Here is a 17252-nt window from a genome sequence, read left to right as displayed (position 1 = left end):
ACTTATTTACAAAAAGTGGGATAACGCTTCTTGTGATTTACCAACTGTAATCGTTTTATTTGCGAACTCTAGTAATAAGCTAAATTAATTTTTTTCCATTGAAAATTTTAAGATTGTTCCTTAGGAACGTTTCCGCTGCATTGCCCATTCTGGTAATTTTTATTTTGGCTGATATTTCAAATGTCAGTGCGCAATCTTTGACATCATTTGATCCCAAGTCTATCAATGTAGATGAAATGACGGATGAGCAGATTATTGCTTACATGAAACAAGCTGAAGAGCGCGGACTCACAGAACAACAATTGATTGAATTGGCCCGCCAAAGAGGAGTTTCTGAAATTCAAATTTCCAAATTGAAAAGAAGAGTTGAACAGATTAGGCTTGGTATATCAAGTTCTCCCACACAGATTCAATCTAACGAGAACAGCTCCATTCGTGCTGTTCAAAATCAAGATGAAATTCAATTTGGATGGAAAACAGGTCAGGATTTTCCAGAAATTACGGAGGAAGAAAGTAAGATTTTCGGGTTTGATATATTCAAAAAAGAGAGTTTAACATTTACTCCAAACCTAAGGTTGCCTACACCATCCGATTATCAACTTGGGCCTGATGATGAAATAGTTGTGGATTTATGGGGAGCTACTCAGGCGTTTTTGAGGATGCAAGTCTCCTCTGAAGGAACGGTCAGGCCTGAAAATCTTTCTCCTATATACGTTAATGGCTTAACTATGGAGCAAGCTTCATCAAAAATCATTGATAGATTAAGCCAGATTTACAGAGGTCTTAAGCCTGAATCTAATGGCAAACCCTCTATTTTTTATCAGGTGAGTTTAGGAAATATTAGGTCAATCAATATTGAGGTCGTGGGAAATGTTGAACATCCAGGAATTTTTACACTTCCATCTTTATCTACTGCATACACCGCACTTTATGCCGCTGGTGGCCCAACTGAGAAAGGGACATTTAGAAATATTCAACTTATTAGAAACAACAAGCTTCTTTCGACAATTGATATTTATCCATACCTCTCAAATGGTATCCGATCTGGTGATTTGAAACTCAAAAATGGTGACATTATTATTGTAAAACCATTTCAAAACAGAGTAGAACTTGACGGTGAGACTAAAACCACGGGACTTTTTGAGTTGAAAGACAATGAGAATTTTGATGATTTATTGAACTACGCAGGAGGATTTACGAGTAAAGCTTTTCAAGCTACAGTAACCGTTAAGAGAAATGGAGAGCGTGAAAGACAAATTATTGATGTAGACAAGGAAGAGTTTAAATCATTTAACCCATTAGATGGGGACCTAATTGAAGTAAGTGCCATTTTAGATCGCTTTTCTAATCGAGTGATTATTAGTGGGGCAGTTTATAGAGAAGGAGAATATGAGCTCACGGATGGCCTAACCTTAACTCAATTATTAAAAAAGGCCGATGGAATCAGAGGAGATGCCTATTTGGCTAGAGCTACTATTTACAGAACAGGAGAGGATTTCTCTCAATCGACTATCCCCATTGATTTATCCGCATTACTATCGGGCAAACAGTCTGATATAAAACTTGTTAGGGAAGATGTTGTGAAAATCTCCTCTATATACGATATCCGAGAAGAATATCATGTACAGATTACTGGAGAGATATTGGATGGTGGGGTATACCCATTCTTTAATAATATGACAGTGAAAGATCTGATTGTTTTAGCAGGAGGTTTAAAGGAATCAGCTTCTGGTGCACTTGTAGAAATATCTAGGAGGAACAAGAATAAAAGCATCAACGCAGCAGCAGAAATTATAAATATCTCTATCGATGAAGATTTATCCTTGAATTCAGAGGGCGTTGAGCAATTACTCCAACCATTTGATCAGGTATATATAAGAAGATCTCCGGGTTATACCATACAACAACAAGTAACAGTTGAGGGAGAGGTTACGGCTCCTGGTATCTATACGATTAGTAGAAAGGATGAGCGTATTTCCGATATTCTCTCAAGGGCAAAGGGTTTAACACCTTATGCAGATGCTAGAGGAGCCATTCTTATTAGAAAAACTGAGTTTTCAGATTCTAAATCCAATGATGAAATCAGCCAAGAGTATTTGCAACAGCTTCGCCAAAAGGTACTTGGAGATGAATCAGAATTAAAAAACATCAGTCAGGTAAGGCTCATAGAGAGGTTAGATAAGATTGAGAACAGGGCTGAATTGGATACAGACAATGATAGACTTGGGGCTCAATTAAAAAAAGATTTGATTGAGGATATTTCAGCAAAGGATTCTCTTGTTAAAGAAATTGAGATCAAGGAAGAAGAACCTGTCGCTATTGATCTGAAAAAAATTCTGGAAGCCCCGGGCTCCAAATTTGACCTTATTGTTAAAGAGGGAGACGTTATTTCTATTCCTGGTAAGTTGGAGACTGTACGAGTGGCAGGAGAAGTTACTTCCCCACTAAATGTTCGATATGATGATACATTTGGCTTTAAGGATTATATCCAACAATCAGGTGGTTTCCTAATTACGGCAAAGAGAGGTAGAAGCTATATACAATACCCTAATGGTGAAAGAAGAGGGGTAAGTAGATTTCTTTGGTTTAAATTTTACCCAAAGGTAGAGCCTGGTTCGACAATTTTTGTTAGTAAGAAGCCTGAAAGAGCTCCATTTAATTATCAATCTATTATAGCTGCAATAGGCTCAGTGGCCACTTTAGCTTTGGTTGTTGATCGACTAAGTAAGTAATTTTAATCACCTAGGCCGGCTCGATTTTATGAAAATTACAACTCTTGATTTTATTCGTTACGTTTTCCGATTTAGAAGAAGATTATTCGTGGTCTTTTCTTGTTTATGTTTTGCCTTGTTGGTTATGGTTTTTACAACTCCGAAAGAATATACAGCTAAGGCTGAATTTTTGGTTACCAGTAACGAGGGAAATAGCTTGTCTGCTGCGTCTTCTTTAGCACAATTTGCCGGGATTGATTTACCTTCTTCAGACGCAGGAAGTTCGGTTAATCCTAAAGTGTATGAAGAATTTCTTAAAAGTAAAGACCTTCTTATTGATATATTAGATGATTCAGTGACGCTTCAAAATGGAGAGACCGTCCTATTAAAAAATTATGTTGATGATGACCTCAATGATAATATTTTCAGCAGACTTGTTAAATCGCTATCAAGTGGGCTTATGAATATTGTCCGAGGCGAATCGAGGCCGTCCAATTCTGTTTCAAATGAAGTGTATGATTTTAGGTGGCTTTCAAGAGATGAAGAAAATATTGTTAATAAGTTATCTAAAAGAATAAGCTTTGACTACGAATTAGAGAGGTCTTTGATAACAATGGAAGTTAAATTGCAAGACCCTCTAGCCTCTACCATGATATTAAGTAAACTTTCATCTGCTCTAGAACTGTACGTTGAAAATTACATAAATAAGGGACAAGAGGAACAATTAGAGTTTGTTTCAATCATTCTGGAGCAAAAAGAGAAACATTATGATAGTGTGAGTTTAGAGCTTGCCTCTTTTAGAGATGAAAATATAAATATTACAAGCTATGTAATAAGCGAGAAATTAAGAGAATTGGAAAGGCTTGAGAGTATGGCATCGCAACTTTTAATTCAAACTCAGAAGACATATGAGCAAGAGCTCATCGAAAAGGAGAAAAAGCAGATTAGAATTCGTCAAATAGATAAGCTTAGTGTTCCTGTGAAGCCATCTAGTTTAAGAAAACTTTATGCCATACCTATGGTGTTCGTAGCTAGTTTCTTTTTGACTATCATTTTCGCAGTTTCAATTTTGACTCTAGAAAGTATAAAGAATTATTTAATAATAAATGATGTTTTTAAACGATAAGGTTGTATTGATAACGGGAGGGACGGGTTCTCTTGGGCGGTCTCTGACGTCCCATATATTGAAGAGGGTTCCGGGAGTTCGCAAGCTGATCATATTTTCGCGGGACGAGCAGAAGCAGTTCCAGATGGCCCAGGACTTTCCTTCCTCGGAGTATCCCCAGATCAGGTACTTCATAGGTGACGTTCGAGACCTGTCCCGTCTGCGCAGGGCCTTCCAGGGTGTTGATTATGTGATCCATGCTGCCGCGATGAAGCATGTCCACATAGCGGAGTACAACCCTGAGGAGTGTATCCGTACGAACGTTGACGGAGCGCAGAACGTGATAAACGCGTCCCTAGAGACGGGGGTTGGGCGTGTTGTGGCGCTTTCCACGGACAAGGCCTGTGCCCCGATCAACCTTTACGGGGCCACCAAGCTTACCTCGGACAAGCTTTTTATAGCGGCCAACAATATAAAGGGGGGCAACCCGATCCGTTTTTCGGTGGTTCGGTACGGCAACGTCATGGGTTCCAACGGTTCGGTGATCCCTTTTTTCATAAAGCGGAGGCCTTCGGGCGAGCTCCCGATCACGGACCCGGAGATGACGCGCTTCAACATCAGCTTGCAGGGGGGTGTTGACATGGTCATGCACGCCCTTGAACATGCGGTTGGTGGCGAGCTGTTTGTGCCCAAGATACCATCCTACCGGATCACGGACGTTGCCGAGGCTATAGGCCCGGAGTGCAGCAGGCCCGTTGTGGGCATACGTCCTGGCGAGAAGATCCACGAGGAGATGATCACGGCATCCGATGCCTACAACACCTACGATTTTGGCAAGTATTACGTGATAGTGCCAACGGTCCCATCCAAGCAGTTGAAGGCGCTTTTGGCCGATAACGGTTACGCAAAGGTCCCCAAGGGTTTTTCCTACAATTCGGGGGAGAACGGTGAATGGGAGACCGTAGACAGCCTAAGGGCACTTATCAGGGAACATGTTGACCCTAGCTTCGAAATATGATTGAGTATAGCCCGATCCCATATGGGAAGCAGCACATTTCACAGGCGGACATAGATGCCGTTGTGGAGGTCCTGCGTGGCGACTACCTTACCCAGGGGCCGAAGGTCAAGGAGTTCGAGGAATCCTTTGCCTCCTACGTTGGGGCAAGGTACGCTGTTGCGGTTGCCAACGGGACTGCCGCCCTGCACCTCAATGCGCTGGCGCTTGGTGTGGTGCCCGGGGACAGGGTGGTCACAACGCCCATTACGTTCGCGGCCTCGGCCAACTGTGTGAGGTACTGTGGCGGAGAGGTGCTGTTTGCCGATATCGACCCGGAGACCTACCTGCTGGATGTTGCCTCGGTAAGGGGCCTGCTTGAATCCGATGTTGAGGGGAGGATAAAGGGCATAATCCCGGTGGACTTTGCCGGGCGTGCGGCCGATATGGAGGCCTTTAGGTCGCTTGCCGATGAGTTTGGCTGCTGGGTCATTGAGGATGCCTGCCATGCCCCCGGAGCATTTTTCGTGAACGGGGCTGGCGAAACGGTAAAATCGGGCAGCGGCCGGTATGCCGACCTGTCGATATTCTCCTTCCACCCCGTAAAGCATATTGCCACGGGTGAAGGGGGCATGGTCACCACCAATGACGGGGCGCTGTACGCCAGGCTCCTGGAGCTGCGCACCCACGGGATAACAAGGGACGTGTCCAAGTTCATGAACGCCCCCGGCCTGGCCAACGGCAGCACGGAAGGCAACGGGTCCTACCCCGGCTGGTACATGGAAATGCAGTCCTTGGGCTTTAATTACAGGATCAGCGACATCAATTGTGCCCTTGGCCTCAGCCAATTGGCAAGGGCCGATGAGGGCCTTGCCAGGCGGAGGGAAATCGCATCTGCCTACAGGCGGGCCTTCCGGGACATTGTGCAGGTAACCGATAGGAACTTTGAGGCTGAATCCTCCCGTAGCGGCCATGCGCACCACCTATATGTTGTGGAGGTTGAGGACAGGCTCGGGCTTTACAATTACCTGCGTGAGCGTAATGTGTTCTGCCAGGTACACTATGTCCCTACCCACCTGATGCCGTATTACATGGGGCTCGGCAGTAAGGCCGGGGATTTCCCCCATGCGGAGGCCTACTATGGGAAGTGCCTCAGCCTGCCCATGTACCCCACGCTTTCCTTGGAGGAGCAGGCCAGGGTGGTTGACTTGATAAGGGCCTTCTATTCCTGATATGGGCGGCTCTATCTGCATCATACCGGCAAGGGGCGGGAGCAAGAGGGTCCCCCGGAAGAACATAAAGGATTTTCACGGCAGGCCGATAATAGCCTATTCCATAGGCGCGGCCCTTTCAAGCGGCCTTTTTGAAGAGGTCATCGTCTCAACGGACGATGTGGAGATTGCCGGTGTGGCCGAGGAGTACGGGGCAAAGGTCCCCTTTTTCAGGACGGCCGAAAACTCCGGGGACTTTGCGACCCTTGCTGACGTCATCGATGAGGTCAGGGCGGAATATTCGAAGACTGCCCAGGGTCACCCGGAACTGTTCTGCTGCATCCTGCCAACGGCCCCCCTGATCAGGGTTGCCAGGCTCCATGAGGCATACCGGGTTTTGTCGGAAGACCCCAGGGTTGACTTGGTGCGCCCTGTGGTCGAGTTTCCATACCCCATCCAGAGGGCACTTAAAAGGGATGTGGAAGGTTATGTGGAGCTTTTGAGCCCGGAACATTTAACTACAAGGTCCCAGGACCTTGACCCAGCGTACTATGATGCCGGCCAGTTCTACTTTGCCAGGTGGGAGAAGGGGCTGCGCGGGACTAGGAGGAAGGGCATACTGCTCCCGGGGGCCGAGGCGCAGGACATAGATACCCTGGAGGATTGGAGGCTTGCGGAAATTAAATACAGCTTTATGAACGATGAGTAAGACCATTATGATAGTAGGGGCGGGCTTTGGCCAGGTGCCGGCCATCCTGAGGGCCAGGGAGCTTGGCCTGAGGGTGGTCGCAGTGGACCGTGATCCGTGCGCCCCGGGCATGGGGCTGTCCGATGCCCCCCATGCGGTCGATATTATAGACAGGGAGGCGGTGCTTGGCGTTGCCTCTAAGGAGGGTATTGACGGAGCCATGACCCTTCAGAGCGACCATGGCGTGCCCGCGGTGGGCTATGTCAACGATATGCTCGGGCTCAAGGGCGTCTCTTACCGGACGGCCATGGACTGCAGCATAAAGTCCCGTTTCAGGGAGAGGCTGAGGGGCACGCCCGGTGCCCAGCCGGCCTTTTTTGAGGTTGACGGCCTGCGGGGGGCAGAGGCGGCCGTTGCCGAGCTTGGGCTCCCTGTCGTTGTCAAGGCCACGGACAGCTCTGGCAGCAGGGGTATCACCAAGGTGTCGGGCCTGGCGGGGCTGGCCGGAGCGGTCGAGGAGGCCTACAGGCATACCCGTCAGGGTACGGTACTGGTCGAGGAGTACATCGAGGGGGTCGAGTTCGGGGCCCAGACCTTTTCCGTCAACGGCAGGTGCGAGCTGGTACTGCTCCACAACGATACGCTTTCCCCTGCCCCTTACATGGTGCCCATAGGGCATTCCTTCCCCTTTGTGGGCCTTGAGGGGGCCGGCCTGTCGCAGGCCGTGGAAGATATAAAGGGGGTCATCGAGGCCCTGGGCATAGAGGATGGCCCGGCCAACGTTGATGTGATCCTGGACGGCCGTACCAAAAGGGTAAAGGTAATAGAGGTGGGGGCCAGGATCGGGGCAACGTGCCTTCCGGAGCTGGTGCGTTACCATACCGGCATCGACTGGGTAGGGGAAGCCATCAAAAGCGCTGTCGGTGAGGGGGTATGCCTGGAGGCAAGCCTTTCCCTTCCTGTGGCTGCAAGGATAGTGGAAGCGGACAGGGACGGTGTTTTCGAGTCTTTTTCGGACGGCAACGCACCCTCGGGCCTCCTGATCGACTTTGAGGTTACCTGCCCCAGGGGCTCGGCAGTGAGCAGGCTGAGGAAGGGGACCGACAGGATAGGCAGGATCGTGTCAGGGGGCGTTGACGCAAGGTCCGCTGAGCTCTTTGCCCAGGCCTACCATGATAATCTCAGGTTCAATATAATATAGCATGCCCCGTTCTGTACTTATAGTCACCAATGGCAACAGGGAGATAGGCTTTGGCCATGTATCCAGGACCGTTGGTGTGGCGAGGGAATTTTCGGGGAGCGGCTGGTCGGTGTCGTTTTTGGTGGACGAGCATTTTGAGTTTGGGGATGGGGTAGGGCCCTTTCCCTGTTACAGGGCGGGCTTTTGGGACGCTTCACTGAGGGCCAGGACAGAGGGCGTTCTTGAGGACGGGGAGGTTGATGTGGTACTGATAGACCTGGTGGAAGACGAGTACCGTCTTTTCCGCTTTTTGCAGGGTGCCCCGAGGCCGGTCTTCATCGTTTCGGTCACGCTTTTCCTGTTCGGGCTTTCTTCAAGGTACGAAAGGCTCAGCCTCTTCCCTAGCATTGACCGGTTTGAATATTCCGGAGTGGGGGAGGCATCCCGGACCAGGGTTATCGCAGGCCCGGAGTTTTTTTCGGTGAGGAAGGAGTTCTTTAATGTGGAGTACTCGGTAAAGGAAAGGGCGGAGAGGGTCTTGGTGTCCGCAGGGGGGACGGACCCTTTCTCCATTACAAAAAAAGTGGTCGAATCACTGAAGGGCAAAGGACTGGAGGTGACGGTCCTGCTCTCCCCCCGTTCGGCCGATTACCGGGAGCTTTTCCGCTTTTGTGGTGAGAACGAGGGGTTTTGCCTTAAGGGCTTTGTGGAAGATATGCCCGGTGAGATGAAAGGGGCGGACCTGCTGGTCCTCAACGGGGGGCTCACCCGTTATGAAGCGTGCGCTGTAGGGCTCCCTTTCGTGGCCATCTCCATTCACGATGTCCAGAAAGGGATTACCGATGGGGTGGCCTCCAAGGGGGCCGGCCTGAGCCTGGGCACGATAGGGGAGCTTTCCCCGGGCGAGATATCGGGTGCTGTTGAAGGGTTGTTGGGCTCCTATTCCAAAAGAAGGGAAATGAGCGAAAAGGGTAAGGGGCTGTTTGCCGGCATCCATCCGGGCCCCTCATCTATATACGAGTTGATAAACGGTGAATACTTAAATTTTAAAGGTTTTGAAGGAACTGACAAAAACGGGGAGGCTCTACCTGAAGCTTAGGGGGCTTTTTATCCCCGATGGCCCCCACGGTGACCGTTCGAGGGGCAGGCTCTACGAGCCCTACCTCAGGTCTTTTGGCGAGAACTTCAAGGTGGGCAGCAATGCTTTTATCTATAACCCCAACGGCCTGAGCGTGGGCGACCATGTCTACATAGGTTTCAACAGCTATCTGGGGCAGGGCGAGATATATTTGGAAGATGAGGTTCTAATAGGGAACTTTGTCTCCATAACGGCCTCCAACCACCTGATGAAGGGGGGGAGCTACCGTTTTGGCGGTTATGATGCCCGCCCCGTGCGTGTGGGCAGGGGCAGCTGGCTTGCGGCCCACGCCTCGGTAATGGCCGGGGTAACCTTGGGCAGGGGCTGTGTGGTTGCTGCCGGGGCCGTTGTGACCAAGAGCTTTGGGGATGGCCTGGCGGTGGCCGGGGTCCCTGCCAGGCCGATTGGTTTTACAGGAAAAAAAGGAACGTCCGATGGGGAAAAATAAGACTTACATAATAGCGGAGCTTTCCGCCAATCACAACAACGATTTTGGGCTTGCCGAAAGGACCGTTGTCGCCATGCACGAGTCCGGGGCCGATGCGGTTAAGGTCCAGACCTACACGGCAGATTCCCTGACCATGGATGTTGACAACGAGTTTTTTGGCCCCCGCAAGGAGGGGCCGTGGAAGGGGCTGAGGCCTTACGATGTGTTCAGCGAGGGGGCGATGCCCTATGAGTGGCAGCCTAGGCTGAAGGCCCTTGCCGAAGGGCTTGGCCTTGAGTTCTTCAGCTCCCCCTTCGACCTTGGTGCGGTCGATTTCCTGGAGTCCATGGATGTGCCGAGGTATAAGATAGCCTCCTTCGAGATCACCGACATCCCGCTGATCAGGTATGCGGCCTCGAAGGGGCGGCCGATGATAATCTCCACCGGGGTTGCCGAGATCGGGGACATTCGGTCGGCCGTGGATGCCTGCCGTGGTGAGGGCAACAACGACATAACCCTGTTGAAGTGCACCTCCCAGTACCCAGCGACCGTTGGCCAGGCCAACCTCATGGCGATGTTGGACATGAAGGAGCGTTTCGGGGTTAAGGTGGGGCTTTCCGACCATACCATGGGAAGCCTGGTGCCCACTGTTGCGGTGGCCCTTGGGGCCGAGGTTGTGGAGAAGCACTTTATCCTGGACAGGTCCCTTGGTGGGCCGGACTCATCGTTCTCCATGGAGCCCAGCGAGTTCAGGGCGATGGTGGATGCGGTAAGGGGTGCCGAGAGCTCCCTGGGCAGGGTCACCTACGATGTGTCGGAAAAGGACAAGCTCAGGCGGAGGTCGCTCTTTGTTGCCAAGGATATTTCCCAGGGGGAGCAGGTCACCATGGAACACCTTAAAAGCGTAAGGCCAGGGCACGGGGCCCCCCCGGAACTGCAGGGGCAGGTCGTGGGCAGGACGGCTCGAAGGGACCTGAAAAAGGGAACGCCAGTCAATATTGATGATTTTGTTTAAACAGATTGCAGCAAAACCGGTTTTTAAGAACCTGAGTTTTTTAGCCATTAATCAATTTATTGAGTTATTGATTCCGGTAATTGTAATTCCTCTATTAACTAGGTCAATAGGTATAGATAAATATGGGTTGATTATTTTTGCACAATCAATTATGGCCTACGGTCAGGTTTTAATTGAATTCGGATTTAATACCACTTCAGTTAGAGAAGTTGGAGAAAACGTAAATGACTCAAAGTTGATTGGTCGAATTCTTAGTGCAGTTACTATTTCAAGAGTTTTCCTTTTATGTGGATTGATTTTGATAATCTCGATTTTGGGGATTTTTATTCCTTTTATTTATCAAAATCCTTTGTTGTTAATTCTCTCTTCTTGGGTCTGCATCATAGAGATTTTTATCCCTTCTTGGTTTTTTAGAGGAATAGAAAGGATGGAGTTTGTAGCCATCATGACGCTAATTATGAGAATAACTTATCTTATTCTTATAGTTGTTTTTGTACATGCTCCTGAGGATTATATCCTTGTGCCTCTTTTTAATATAATTGGAGTAATCATTAGTGGGATAGTCTGTTTTGCTTACATCAGTATTAAATTCAAAATTAAATTAGAAAGAACATCAATGGATGATGTCAGGAAATATACCAAACAAGCTTGGCCCATCTTTTTAGCTAATATTTCTAAACTCTACATCAAAGCAAATAAAATTCTTATTGGGGCCTTTGTTGGGTTGGAAAGTGTTGCATTTTATGATTTAGCAGAAAAGGTAGTGAATGTTGCCAGGGTTCCTGTAACTCTAATTTCTCAAGCAATTTTCCCGCAGGTGGTTAAAAGAAAGGATGTCACTTTTGTGGCGAGAGCTTTTATAGGGACATTGGGATTGAATTTATTGGTTATCATAGCCGTGTACTCTTTTGGAAGTTGGGTTATTCAATTTTTATCTGGCAAGGTCATCGAAAGCTCATTTCAGTTATTGAACTTGCTAATTTTCGTCCTAATTCCGGTAACGTTAAATGTCTTTTTTGGAAGACAGCTTTTATTTGCTTTTGGCTATTCTAAAGAATTTAGTTGGTCAATAATTACCTCAGGGATTTTCTATTTGATTTCACTCCTTTTCTTGATTGCAATGGGATGGATTTCTTTGCTTTCGATGGCAATCGTAGTTTTACTATCAGAGGCAGTTACTTCTATAATGTCTATTTACTGGTGTTACAAGAAAGGCTTAAGATTAAAATTTGCTCCATGAAAACAATAAAAGTACATCATATATATAGTCGAAGTTTACATGTTAATGGTGGGCCAAGCAAAAATTTGAGACGATTTCTAAATAATAAGCATATTTTTCTCTCTAAAAATATTGATTATGAGTTGTTTACGAAGGATTCGTTTTTGTCTAATGAAAGAAAAAAGGGGAACCATATCAAGTCCTTTATCAAAGGTTTTGCGAATAGATTAATTAATGAAATAAAACCGTCTTCCTCTTTTTTTTTGAGAAGGATAATTAATGCTAAGTATTTATCCCACTCGCAAAGGGTAATTCAAAATTATTTAAAGCAGAAACCAAAATCGGCAGATATTTATGTCTTTGACGACAACTTTGATTGCTATTACTTTTTAAAACATGTTCCTGATTCTTTTGAAGGTAAAGTCATCTTATTCCAACATAATAGTGGGGTGCCGCTATCAATGTTAGAAGAGTATTATCCGTCACTAAAAAAATCGGCATTTAGGGAAGAACTTTATCAAATGCTGAAATGGACCTACAGCAGGGTTGATAGGATGATATTTATTGCGCAAAATGGACTTAAAACGTTTAGGGAAGGAAATCATGGGGTGGATCCAGATAAGTTAAGTTTTTTCTATAATGGAATAGATGATTATTTGGATGGTGAAGAGCAAGAAGTCAGAGAAATGATTTCAAAAAGAGATTATTCCAACTTCAATTTAGTTTGTGCTGGAACAATAAATAGTAGAAAAGCACAGTATTTAATACTCGAAGCTTTTGAGAAACTTTCTTCAACTGAAAAAAGCCGATTTCACTTTACTTTTTTAGGGGAGGGGCCTGAAAGGGCTAAAATTGCAAACTCAATTGTTAAAAAGGGATGGGAGCGTTACTTTGAATTGCCAGGGGCAGTGACTAATGTCAATGACTATTTGAGAAAAAGTAACCTGTATATATTGGTTAGTAAGGATGAAGGACTCCCCATTTCGATCATTGAAGCGGAAAAGTTAGGTTTGCCAATAATTGGATCAATCGTAGCAGGAATTCCAGAAATGATAGATGATGAGGTTAACGGTTTTCTTATAGATCCAGATTCAGCCCAACTCTGCAAAGTATTAAAAAGCTTGGTCAATTTCGATTTAAGAGCAATGTCCTTTGAATCGATAGAAATGTTTAAGAAGAAGTTTACGTTTTCGAATATGCTTCAGGGTTTTATAGCTGTAATAACAATTACCAATAGTGCAAGCGAGAATTAAGCCATTGCTTATAAGGAGCAAATTATTAGTTAAACTTTTACGGTTTGTTCTACGATTGAAAAGTTCATATTATAAAAACGGGACTATTTTAAGCTCAAGAGATCAGATTGGTTCATTTCTTGATTATAAAAGTCTGATCAAAGACGATTTTTATTTTCCTAGATTTTCAGTTTTTGACAATAACTGTTATGGAATCGGTTCTGCTATCTGTGATTATATTAATGAGGATTTTGATTTACCGTGTTATATCGAACATGGTCTTTTTTTTGAAGACTATATCCATCCCGATCAATTACACTGGTTTCCGAAGAAAATGATCACAATAAGTCAACAAAGAGCCTCTCTCTTAAGAAGTAAATTCCCTAACAGGGATTCATTTGCCATAGGCCCTTATATTCTCTATGCAAAACCATTTTTAAATACTATTAATTTCAAAACTCTTAAGAATAAAATAGGTAGAACCCTACTTGTTATTCCTGCTCATAGCACAAAGGATCTGAAAAAGACTTATGATTTGGACAAAATCTATTCAAAGCTCTCTTCTTTAGAAGAGTTTTTTGATACAAAGATTGTTTGTCTTTACTATTTGGATGCAAGAAATGAAAATTTAGTCAATGAATATGAGCAAAATGGATTTTTGGTCTTTTCAGCAGGCACTAAGTATGAACAGTCTTTTTTGCCCAGATTGAGATCCATTATTGAGTTGTCGGACTTGGTTATAACTAATAATGTAGGTACACATGTCGGTTATTGTACAGCCTTAGATAAACGACTTATTTACATTAAAGAAGAAACTAACGTTGAAAGCAAAAATGAAATTGGTAAAAAGCTCCTTACCGAGGGAAAACAAAACAATTTTCACTATAGACAAAAAAATGAAATAGCTGAAGCTTATATGATCTATTCCGATGTTATCACCGAAGAGCAAAGGAGTATAGCAAATAAGAATTGGGGTTTAGATCTTTTCTTGTCTAAAAAGGAATTGCAGGAATTGTTGAAATGATAGACTGGCATAGCTTCTTTATATATAATTTTGCTTTAGTAATTAATGTTGGCTTGGCATATGTCTCGGTTAAGTTTTTCCAAAAGTTCAATTTTCTAGACTTATTGAATGCCTGCCTTTACACATTGTTCTTTGGCTTCAGGTATAACGTTGGAAATGATTATGAAGGCTATAGCGGAATGTTTCATGCCATTCGTCTCGGTAAAGTTTTGGATGTTGAGCCTTTACTATATTTTTTAACTCAAGCATTTGATTCGAGTTTTGAGGGCCATGTTTATGTTTTAGCTACCTTTTCTTTTTTAACTTTTCTAGTGTTGATTTTAGGTTTGAGAGGGTTGAATGTTTTACGTGAGGGAATCTTCTTTTTTTATGTTTCGGAACTCTTATTTATGGTGAATGATCAGGTAAGACAAGGGCTTGCCATAGTTATATTTTTGTATGCCATCGATTTTATAAAAAGAGGATATTTCTGGAAGTACTTGATCATTATTGTTGTTACAGGTCTATTAGTTCATAAGAGTGCTCTTTTTCTGGTTCTTGTTTACCCATTAAGGTATGTAAAATTGAATAGACCTGTAATCTTTATTCTAACCGGTGCTTCTTACATATTGTATTTGTCCAAAAAACTTTATTTTATCTTTTTTCTATTAATGCTTGTAACGCCAGGCTATAGCAGTTTTCTTGATAGAGGGGGCAAATTCCTTGAAGCAGAACAGCTTGGATCAGGCATGGCTTTTTTGTTTTGGATTTTTGTGAGTTTTGTTGTCCTAAATTATTCTTTCAATAATTACGGTAAGTCGATTTACTTTAAGATTCTCTTCTTTGCTTTGATAGGCTATATTCTCACTATTGAGTTTCACCTTTTTAATAGGCTTCTTGCCTATTTGATTTACGTAAAAGTTGTCTTTTTCTCTGTCATACTTTCTAAAGAAAAAGCACTATACCCAAAAATTGTGGCTTTGTTACTCTTTCTATTTTTTGAGCTTGAAGTGGCTCTCAATTTAGGAAAGCATGGAGGTTTCCCCTACTATAATTTCTTGTTCCCGGGAAGCTTATAACAATAAAAAATATAAGAGTATTGCGGGTCCTTGAGTTGATTGATACATCTTTGAGGAATAAATGAAGTTTCTATTAATAGTTTAATTTTTACAAATATGGAAAAGGTTAATCTGAGTGTTGTTTTGCCATTTTATAGTGGTGATGATCATAAAGCTCTGGATTTAGCTATAGATTCAATCTGTAACCAAGTATATAAAGCAGATGAAATTGTTCTAGTACAAGACGGACCAATTGGAGAAGAACTGGCTAGTACTGTAAGTGCTTGGAAGAAAAGGGATTCTAAGATTGTACATGTTGTAATTTCGGAAAATCAGGGTTTGGCTAACGCATTGAATACAGGTATTAGAAGCGCAACCGGTGAATGGATTGCAAGAATGGATGCTGATGATTTCTCCGTGCCTCTGAGGTTTAAAAAACAAATGAATTTTTTACAAAGTAATCCGGAAGTAGATCTGATAGGTTCAAATATTATTGAGTATGATGAAGGCTTGTCCGTTCAACTAGGGGTTAGAAGTGTTCCAGAGAGTCATTCTCAAATTTTAAATTATGCGAAATGGAGATGTCCATTTAATCACATGACTGTGATTTTTAGGAAAAGTTCAATTGAAGATATTGGTCTTTATAAGAATTACAGTGCTGTTGGAGACGATTATGAACTTTGGGTTAGGTTTCTAGTAAATGGATATCATGTTCATAATATACAAGAACCCTTAGTACACGCGAGGACGGGCGTTGATATGCTTGTAAATCGAAGAAGAGGATGGAAATATCTTATGAATGAGATAGAATTTTTACGGGATATTCGAAAAATGGGTTTTTTTAATTGGGTACAATACAACAGGAACATTTTAATAAGAACATTTTTGAGGTTAGGACCTTTACCTATATTAAGGTTAGCATATGGTAAGTCACGAGAGAAAGTTTGAATTTGCTTATTTGATTAGTAGAACATGTTTTTTGGTATCTTTTTTTATACTTTAAAATATAAAGTGGATATTCGTGCAATATTTCTCTTTCCTTCATGAAGGAACTTAAGTTGTTGATTAATGGACCAGGTTTTTCTCTTAGCAGGTACTGCGTTTTTAATTACTTTTCTGGTATTCCCTGTTTTCATTAAGGTTTTTAAAAAAAGAAATTTTCTAGATGCCCCAGGCGGAAGGAAAATCCACACGGTAGAAACCCCATCAATGGGTGGCCTACCTATATTTATAGGGTTTGCTATTTCTGTTCTCATTTGGACACCATTTGAAGAATTGAGATCAATTAAATATGTTCTTTCGGCTTTATCGATCATGTTTATTATTGGTTTTAGAGATGATCTAATTAATCTTAGAGCTATCCAGAAATTATTTGGGCAAATAGCCGCAGCCCTTATTGTCGTTGTGATTTGCGATATTAGGTTGATGTCCCTTTATGGACTCTTCGGAATTCATGAAATCCCACTGTTTGTCAGTTATGGCCTTTCTCTGTTTACCATAATTGTAATCACCAATGCCTACAATTTGGTGGATGGTATTGACGGTTTAGCTGGTAGTATAGGCGTGATAGCTTCAGTCTTTTTTGGAGCTTGGTTTTTTTTGGTAGATGCGAACGCTTATGCAATGCTTTGTTTTGCTTTTTTGGGAGGCATAATTGCTTTCTTGCAATTTAATTGGGCACCTTCAAGGGTATTTATGGGTGATACAGGTTCGTTATTAATTGGCTTCTTCCTGTCCATTGTTACCATTAAATTTATCGATAGCAACTACCTACTTTTAGATTCTGATCCAAATAAATTCAAATCAAATTTGGCTCCTGCATTAGCCGTTTTGATAGTCCCTTTATACGACACCTTGCGTGTATTTATCAAAAGAATGTTAAGAGGTAAATCACCAATGCATCCTGATAAAACGCATTTACACCACATCTTACTTAGATTGGGATGTAGCCATGCCCAAGCAACGGGGATTTTGATTACTGTAAATATCATTTTTGTTCTTTTGGCCTTGGTTTTAAAAGGGTTTGAAGATGCCATAGTACTCCCCACATTATTAATTACGGCTTTAGCCCTTGGTACCATCATAGAATTTATATTTAGATCAATGATTGATAAGCGCAAAGAAGAACTTCGAGAGAGGAATAAAAATAAGCGTAAAGTTGGAGGTAAGGTGGTTCCAATTTCAAAGTCGGCAAGCTAACTTTTCCTATTCAAAGCTTAGACAGCCATTTTTCTAGCGTTTTCTCTTATCTTGCGTGCTAAATACCGCTAA

General features: G+C 43.7%; 15 protein-coding genes. All 15 read left to right on the top strand.

Annotated elements, in window-relative coordinates; translation table 11 throughout:
- Positions 1-98 precede the first annotated feature (98 nt).
- Positions 99-2732: a polysaccharide biosynthesis/export family protein gene (locus ACXACJ_RS18350; protein ID WP_475135873.1), complete on the top strand. Its 2634-nt coding sequence runs from the start codon at positions 99-101 to the stop codon at positions 2730-2732.
- Positions 2733-2760: 28 nt separating this feature from the next.
- A complete protein-coding gene (locus tag ACXACJ_RS18345; RefSeq protein WP_475135872.1) occupies positions 2761-3837 on the top strand; it encodes a Wzz/FepE/Etk N-terminal domain-containing protein in 1077 nt (358 codons plus the stop codon).
- Entirely contained in the window at positions 3818-4834 is a 1017-nt protein-coding gene (gene pseB, locus ACXACJ_RS18340; RefSeq protein ID WP_475135871.1) for a UDP-N-acetylglucosamine 4,6-dehydratase (inverting), read from the top strand. Before ACXACJ_RS18345 ends, pseB begins: the two co-directional genes overlap by 20 nt.
- On the top strand, positions 4831-6042 hold the full coding sequence (pseC, locus tag ACXACJ_RS18335; RefSeq protein WP_475135870.1) for a UDP-4-amino-4,6-dideoxy-N-acetyl-beta-L-altrosamine transaminase: 1212 nt from the start codon (positions 4831-4833) through the stop codon (positions 6040-6042). The genes pseB and pseC overlap by 4 nt, the downstream gene beginning before the upstream one ends.
- A 1-nt stretch (position 6043) precedes the next feature.
- A complete protein-coding gene (pseF, locus tag ACXACJ_RS18330) occupies positions 6044-6730 on the top strand; it encodes a pseudaminic acid cytidylyltransferase (protein ID WP_475135869.1) in 687 nt (228 codons plus the stop codon).
- Complete coding sequence (locus ACXACJ_RS18325; protein WP_475135868.1) at positions 6723-7910, top strand: ATP-grasp domain-containing protein; 1188 nt, start codon at positions 6723-6725, stop codon at positions 7908-7910. Before pseF ends, ACXACJ_RS18325 begins: the two co-directional genes overlap by 8 nt.
- Position 7911: 1 nt before the next feature.
- Positions 7912-8988 carry a hypothetical protein gene (locus tag ACXACJ_RS18320; RefSeq protein ID WP_475135867.1) on the top strand — a complete coding sequence of 359 codons (1077 nt, stop codon included), beginning with the start codon at positions 7912-7914 and terminating at the stop codon, positions 8986-8988.
- Complete coding sequence (locus ACXACJ_RS18315) at positions 8945-9475, top strand: acyltransferase (protein WP_475135866.1); 531 nt, start codon at positions 8945-8947, stop codon at positions 9473-9475. The genes ACXACJ_RS18320 and ACXACJ_RS18315 overlap by 44 nt, the downstream gene beginning before the upstream one ends.
- Positions 9462-10469, top strand: coding sequence for a pseudaminic acid synthase (pseI, locus tag ACXACJ_RS18310; RefSeq protein WP_475135865.1), 1008 nt, complete (start codon positions 9462-9464; stop codon positions 10467-10469). The genes ACXACJ_RS18315 and pseI overlap by 14 nt, the downstream gene beginning before the upstream one ends.
- Positions 10456-11709, top strand: a complete 1254-nt coding sequence (locus tag ACXACJ_RS18305) for an oligosaccharide flippase family protein (protein WP_475135864.1) — start codon at positions 10456-10458, stop codon at positions 11707-11709. The genes pseI and ACXACJ_RS18305 overlap by 14 nt, the downstream gene beginning before the upstream one ends.
- The gene (locus ACXACJ_RS18300; RefSeq protein ID WP_475135863.1) at positions 11706-12941 is read left to right on the top strand and encodes a glycosyltransferase; all 1236 of its coding nucleotides are present in this window, start codon (positions 11706-11708) and stop codon (positions 12939-12941) included. The genes ACXACJ_RS18305 and ACXACJ_RS18300 overlap by 4 nt, the downstream gene beginning before the upstream one ends.
- 55 nt (positions 12942-12996) lie before the next feature.
- Positions 12997-13944, top strand: a complete 948-nt coding sequence (locus ACXACJ_RS18295; RefSeq protein WP_475135862.1) for a hypothetical protein — start codon at positions 12997-12999, stop codon at positions 13942-13944.
- Entirely contained in the window at positions 13941-15002 is a 1062-nt protein-coding gene (locus ACXACJ_RS18290; protein ID WP_475135861.1) for an EpsG family protein, read from the top strand. The genes ACXACJ_RS18295 and ACXACJ_RS18290 overlap by 4 nt, the downstream gene beginning before the upstream one ends.
- Positions 15003-15098: 96 nt before the next feature.
- A complete protein-coding gene (locus tag ACXACJ_RS18285) occupies positions 15099-15929 on the top strand; it encodes a glycosyltransferase (protein WP_475135860.1) in 831 nt (276 codons plus the stop codon).
- Between the two features lie 120 nt (positions 15930-16049).
- Positions 16050-17180, top strand: coding sequence for a glycosyltransferase family 4 protein (locus tag ACXACJ_RS18280; protein ID WP_475135859.1), 1131 nt, complete (start codon positions 16050-16052; stop codon positions 17178-17180).
- The last annotated feature ends 72 nt before the right edge of the window (positions 17181-17252 follow it).

This window comes from Roseivirga sp. AWQ4_251 (assembly GCF_056158225.1).
The sequence above is the reverse complement of the archived record's forward strand: the minus strand, read 5'-3'. Positions and strand labels throughout refer to the sequence as shown.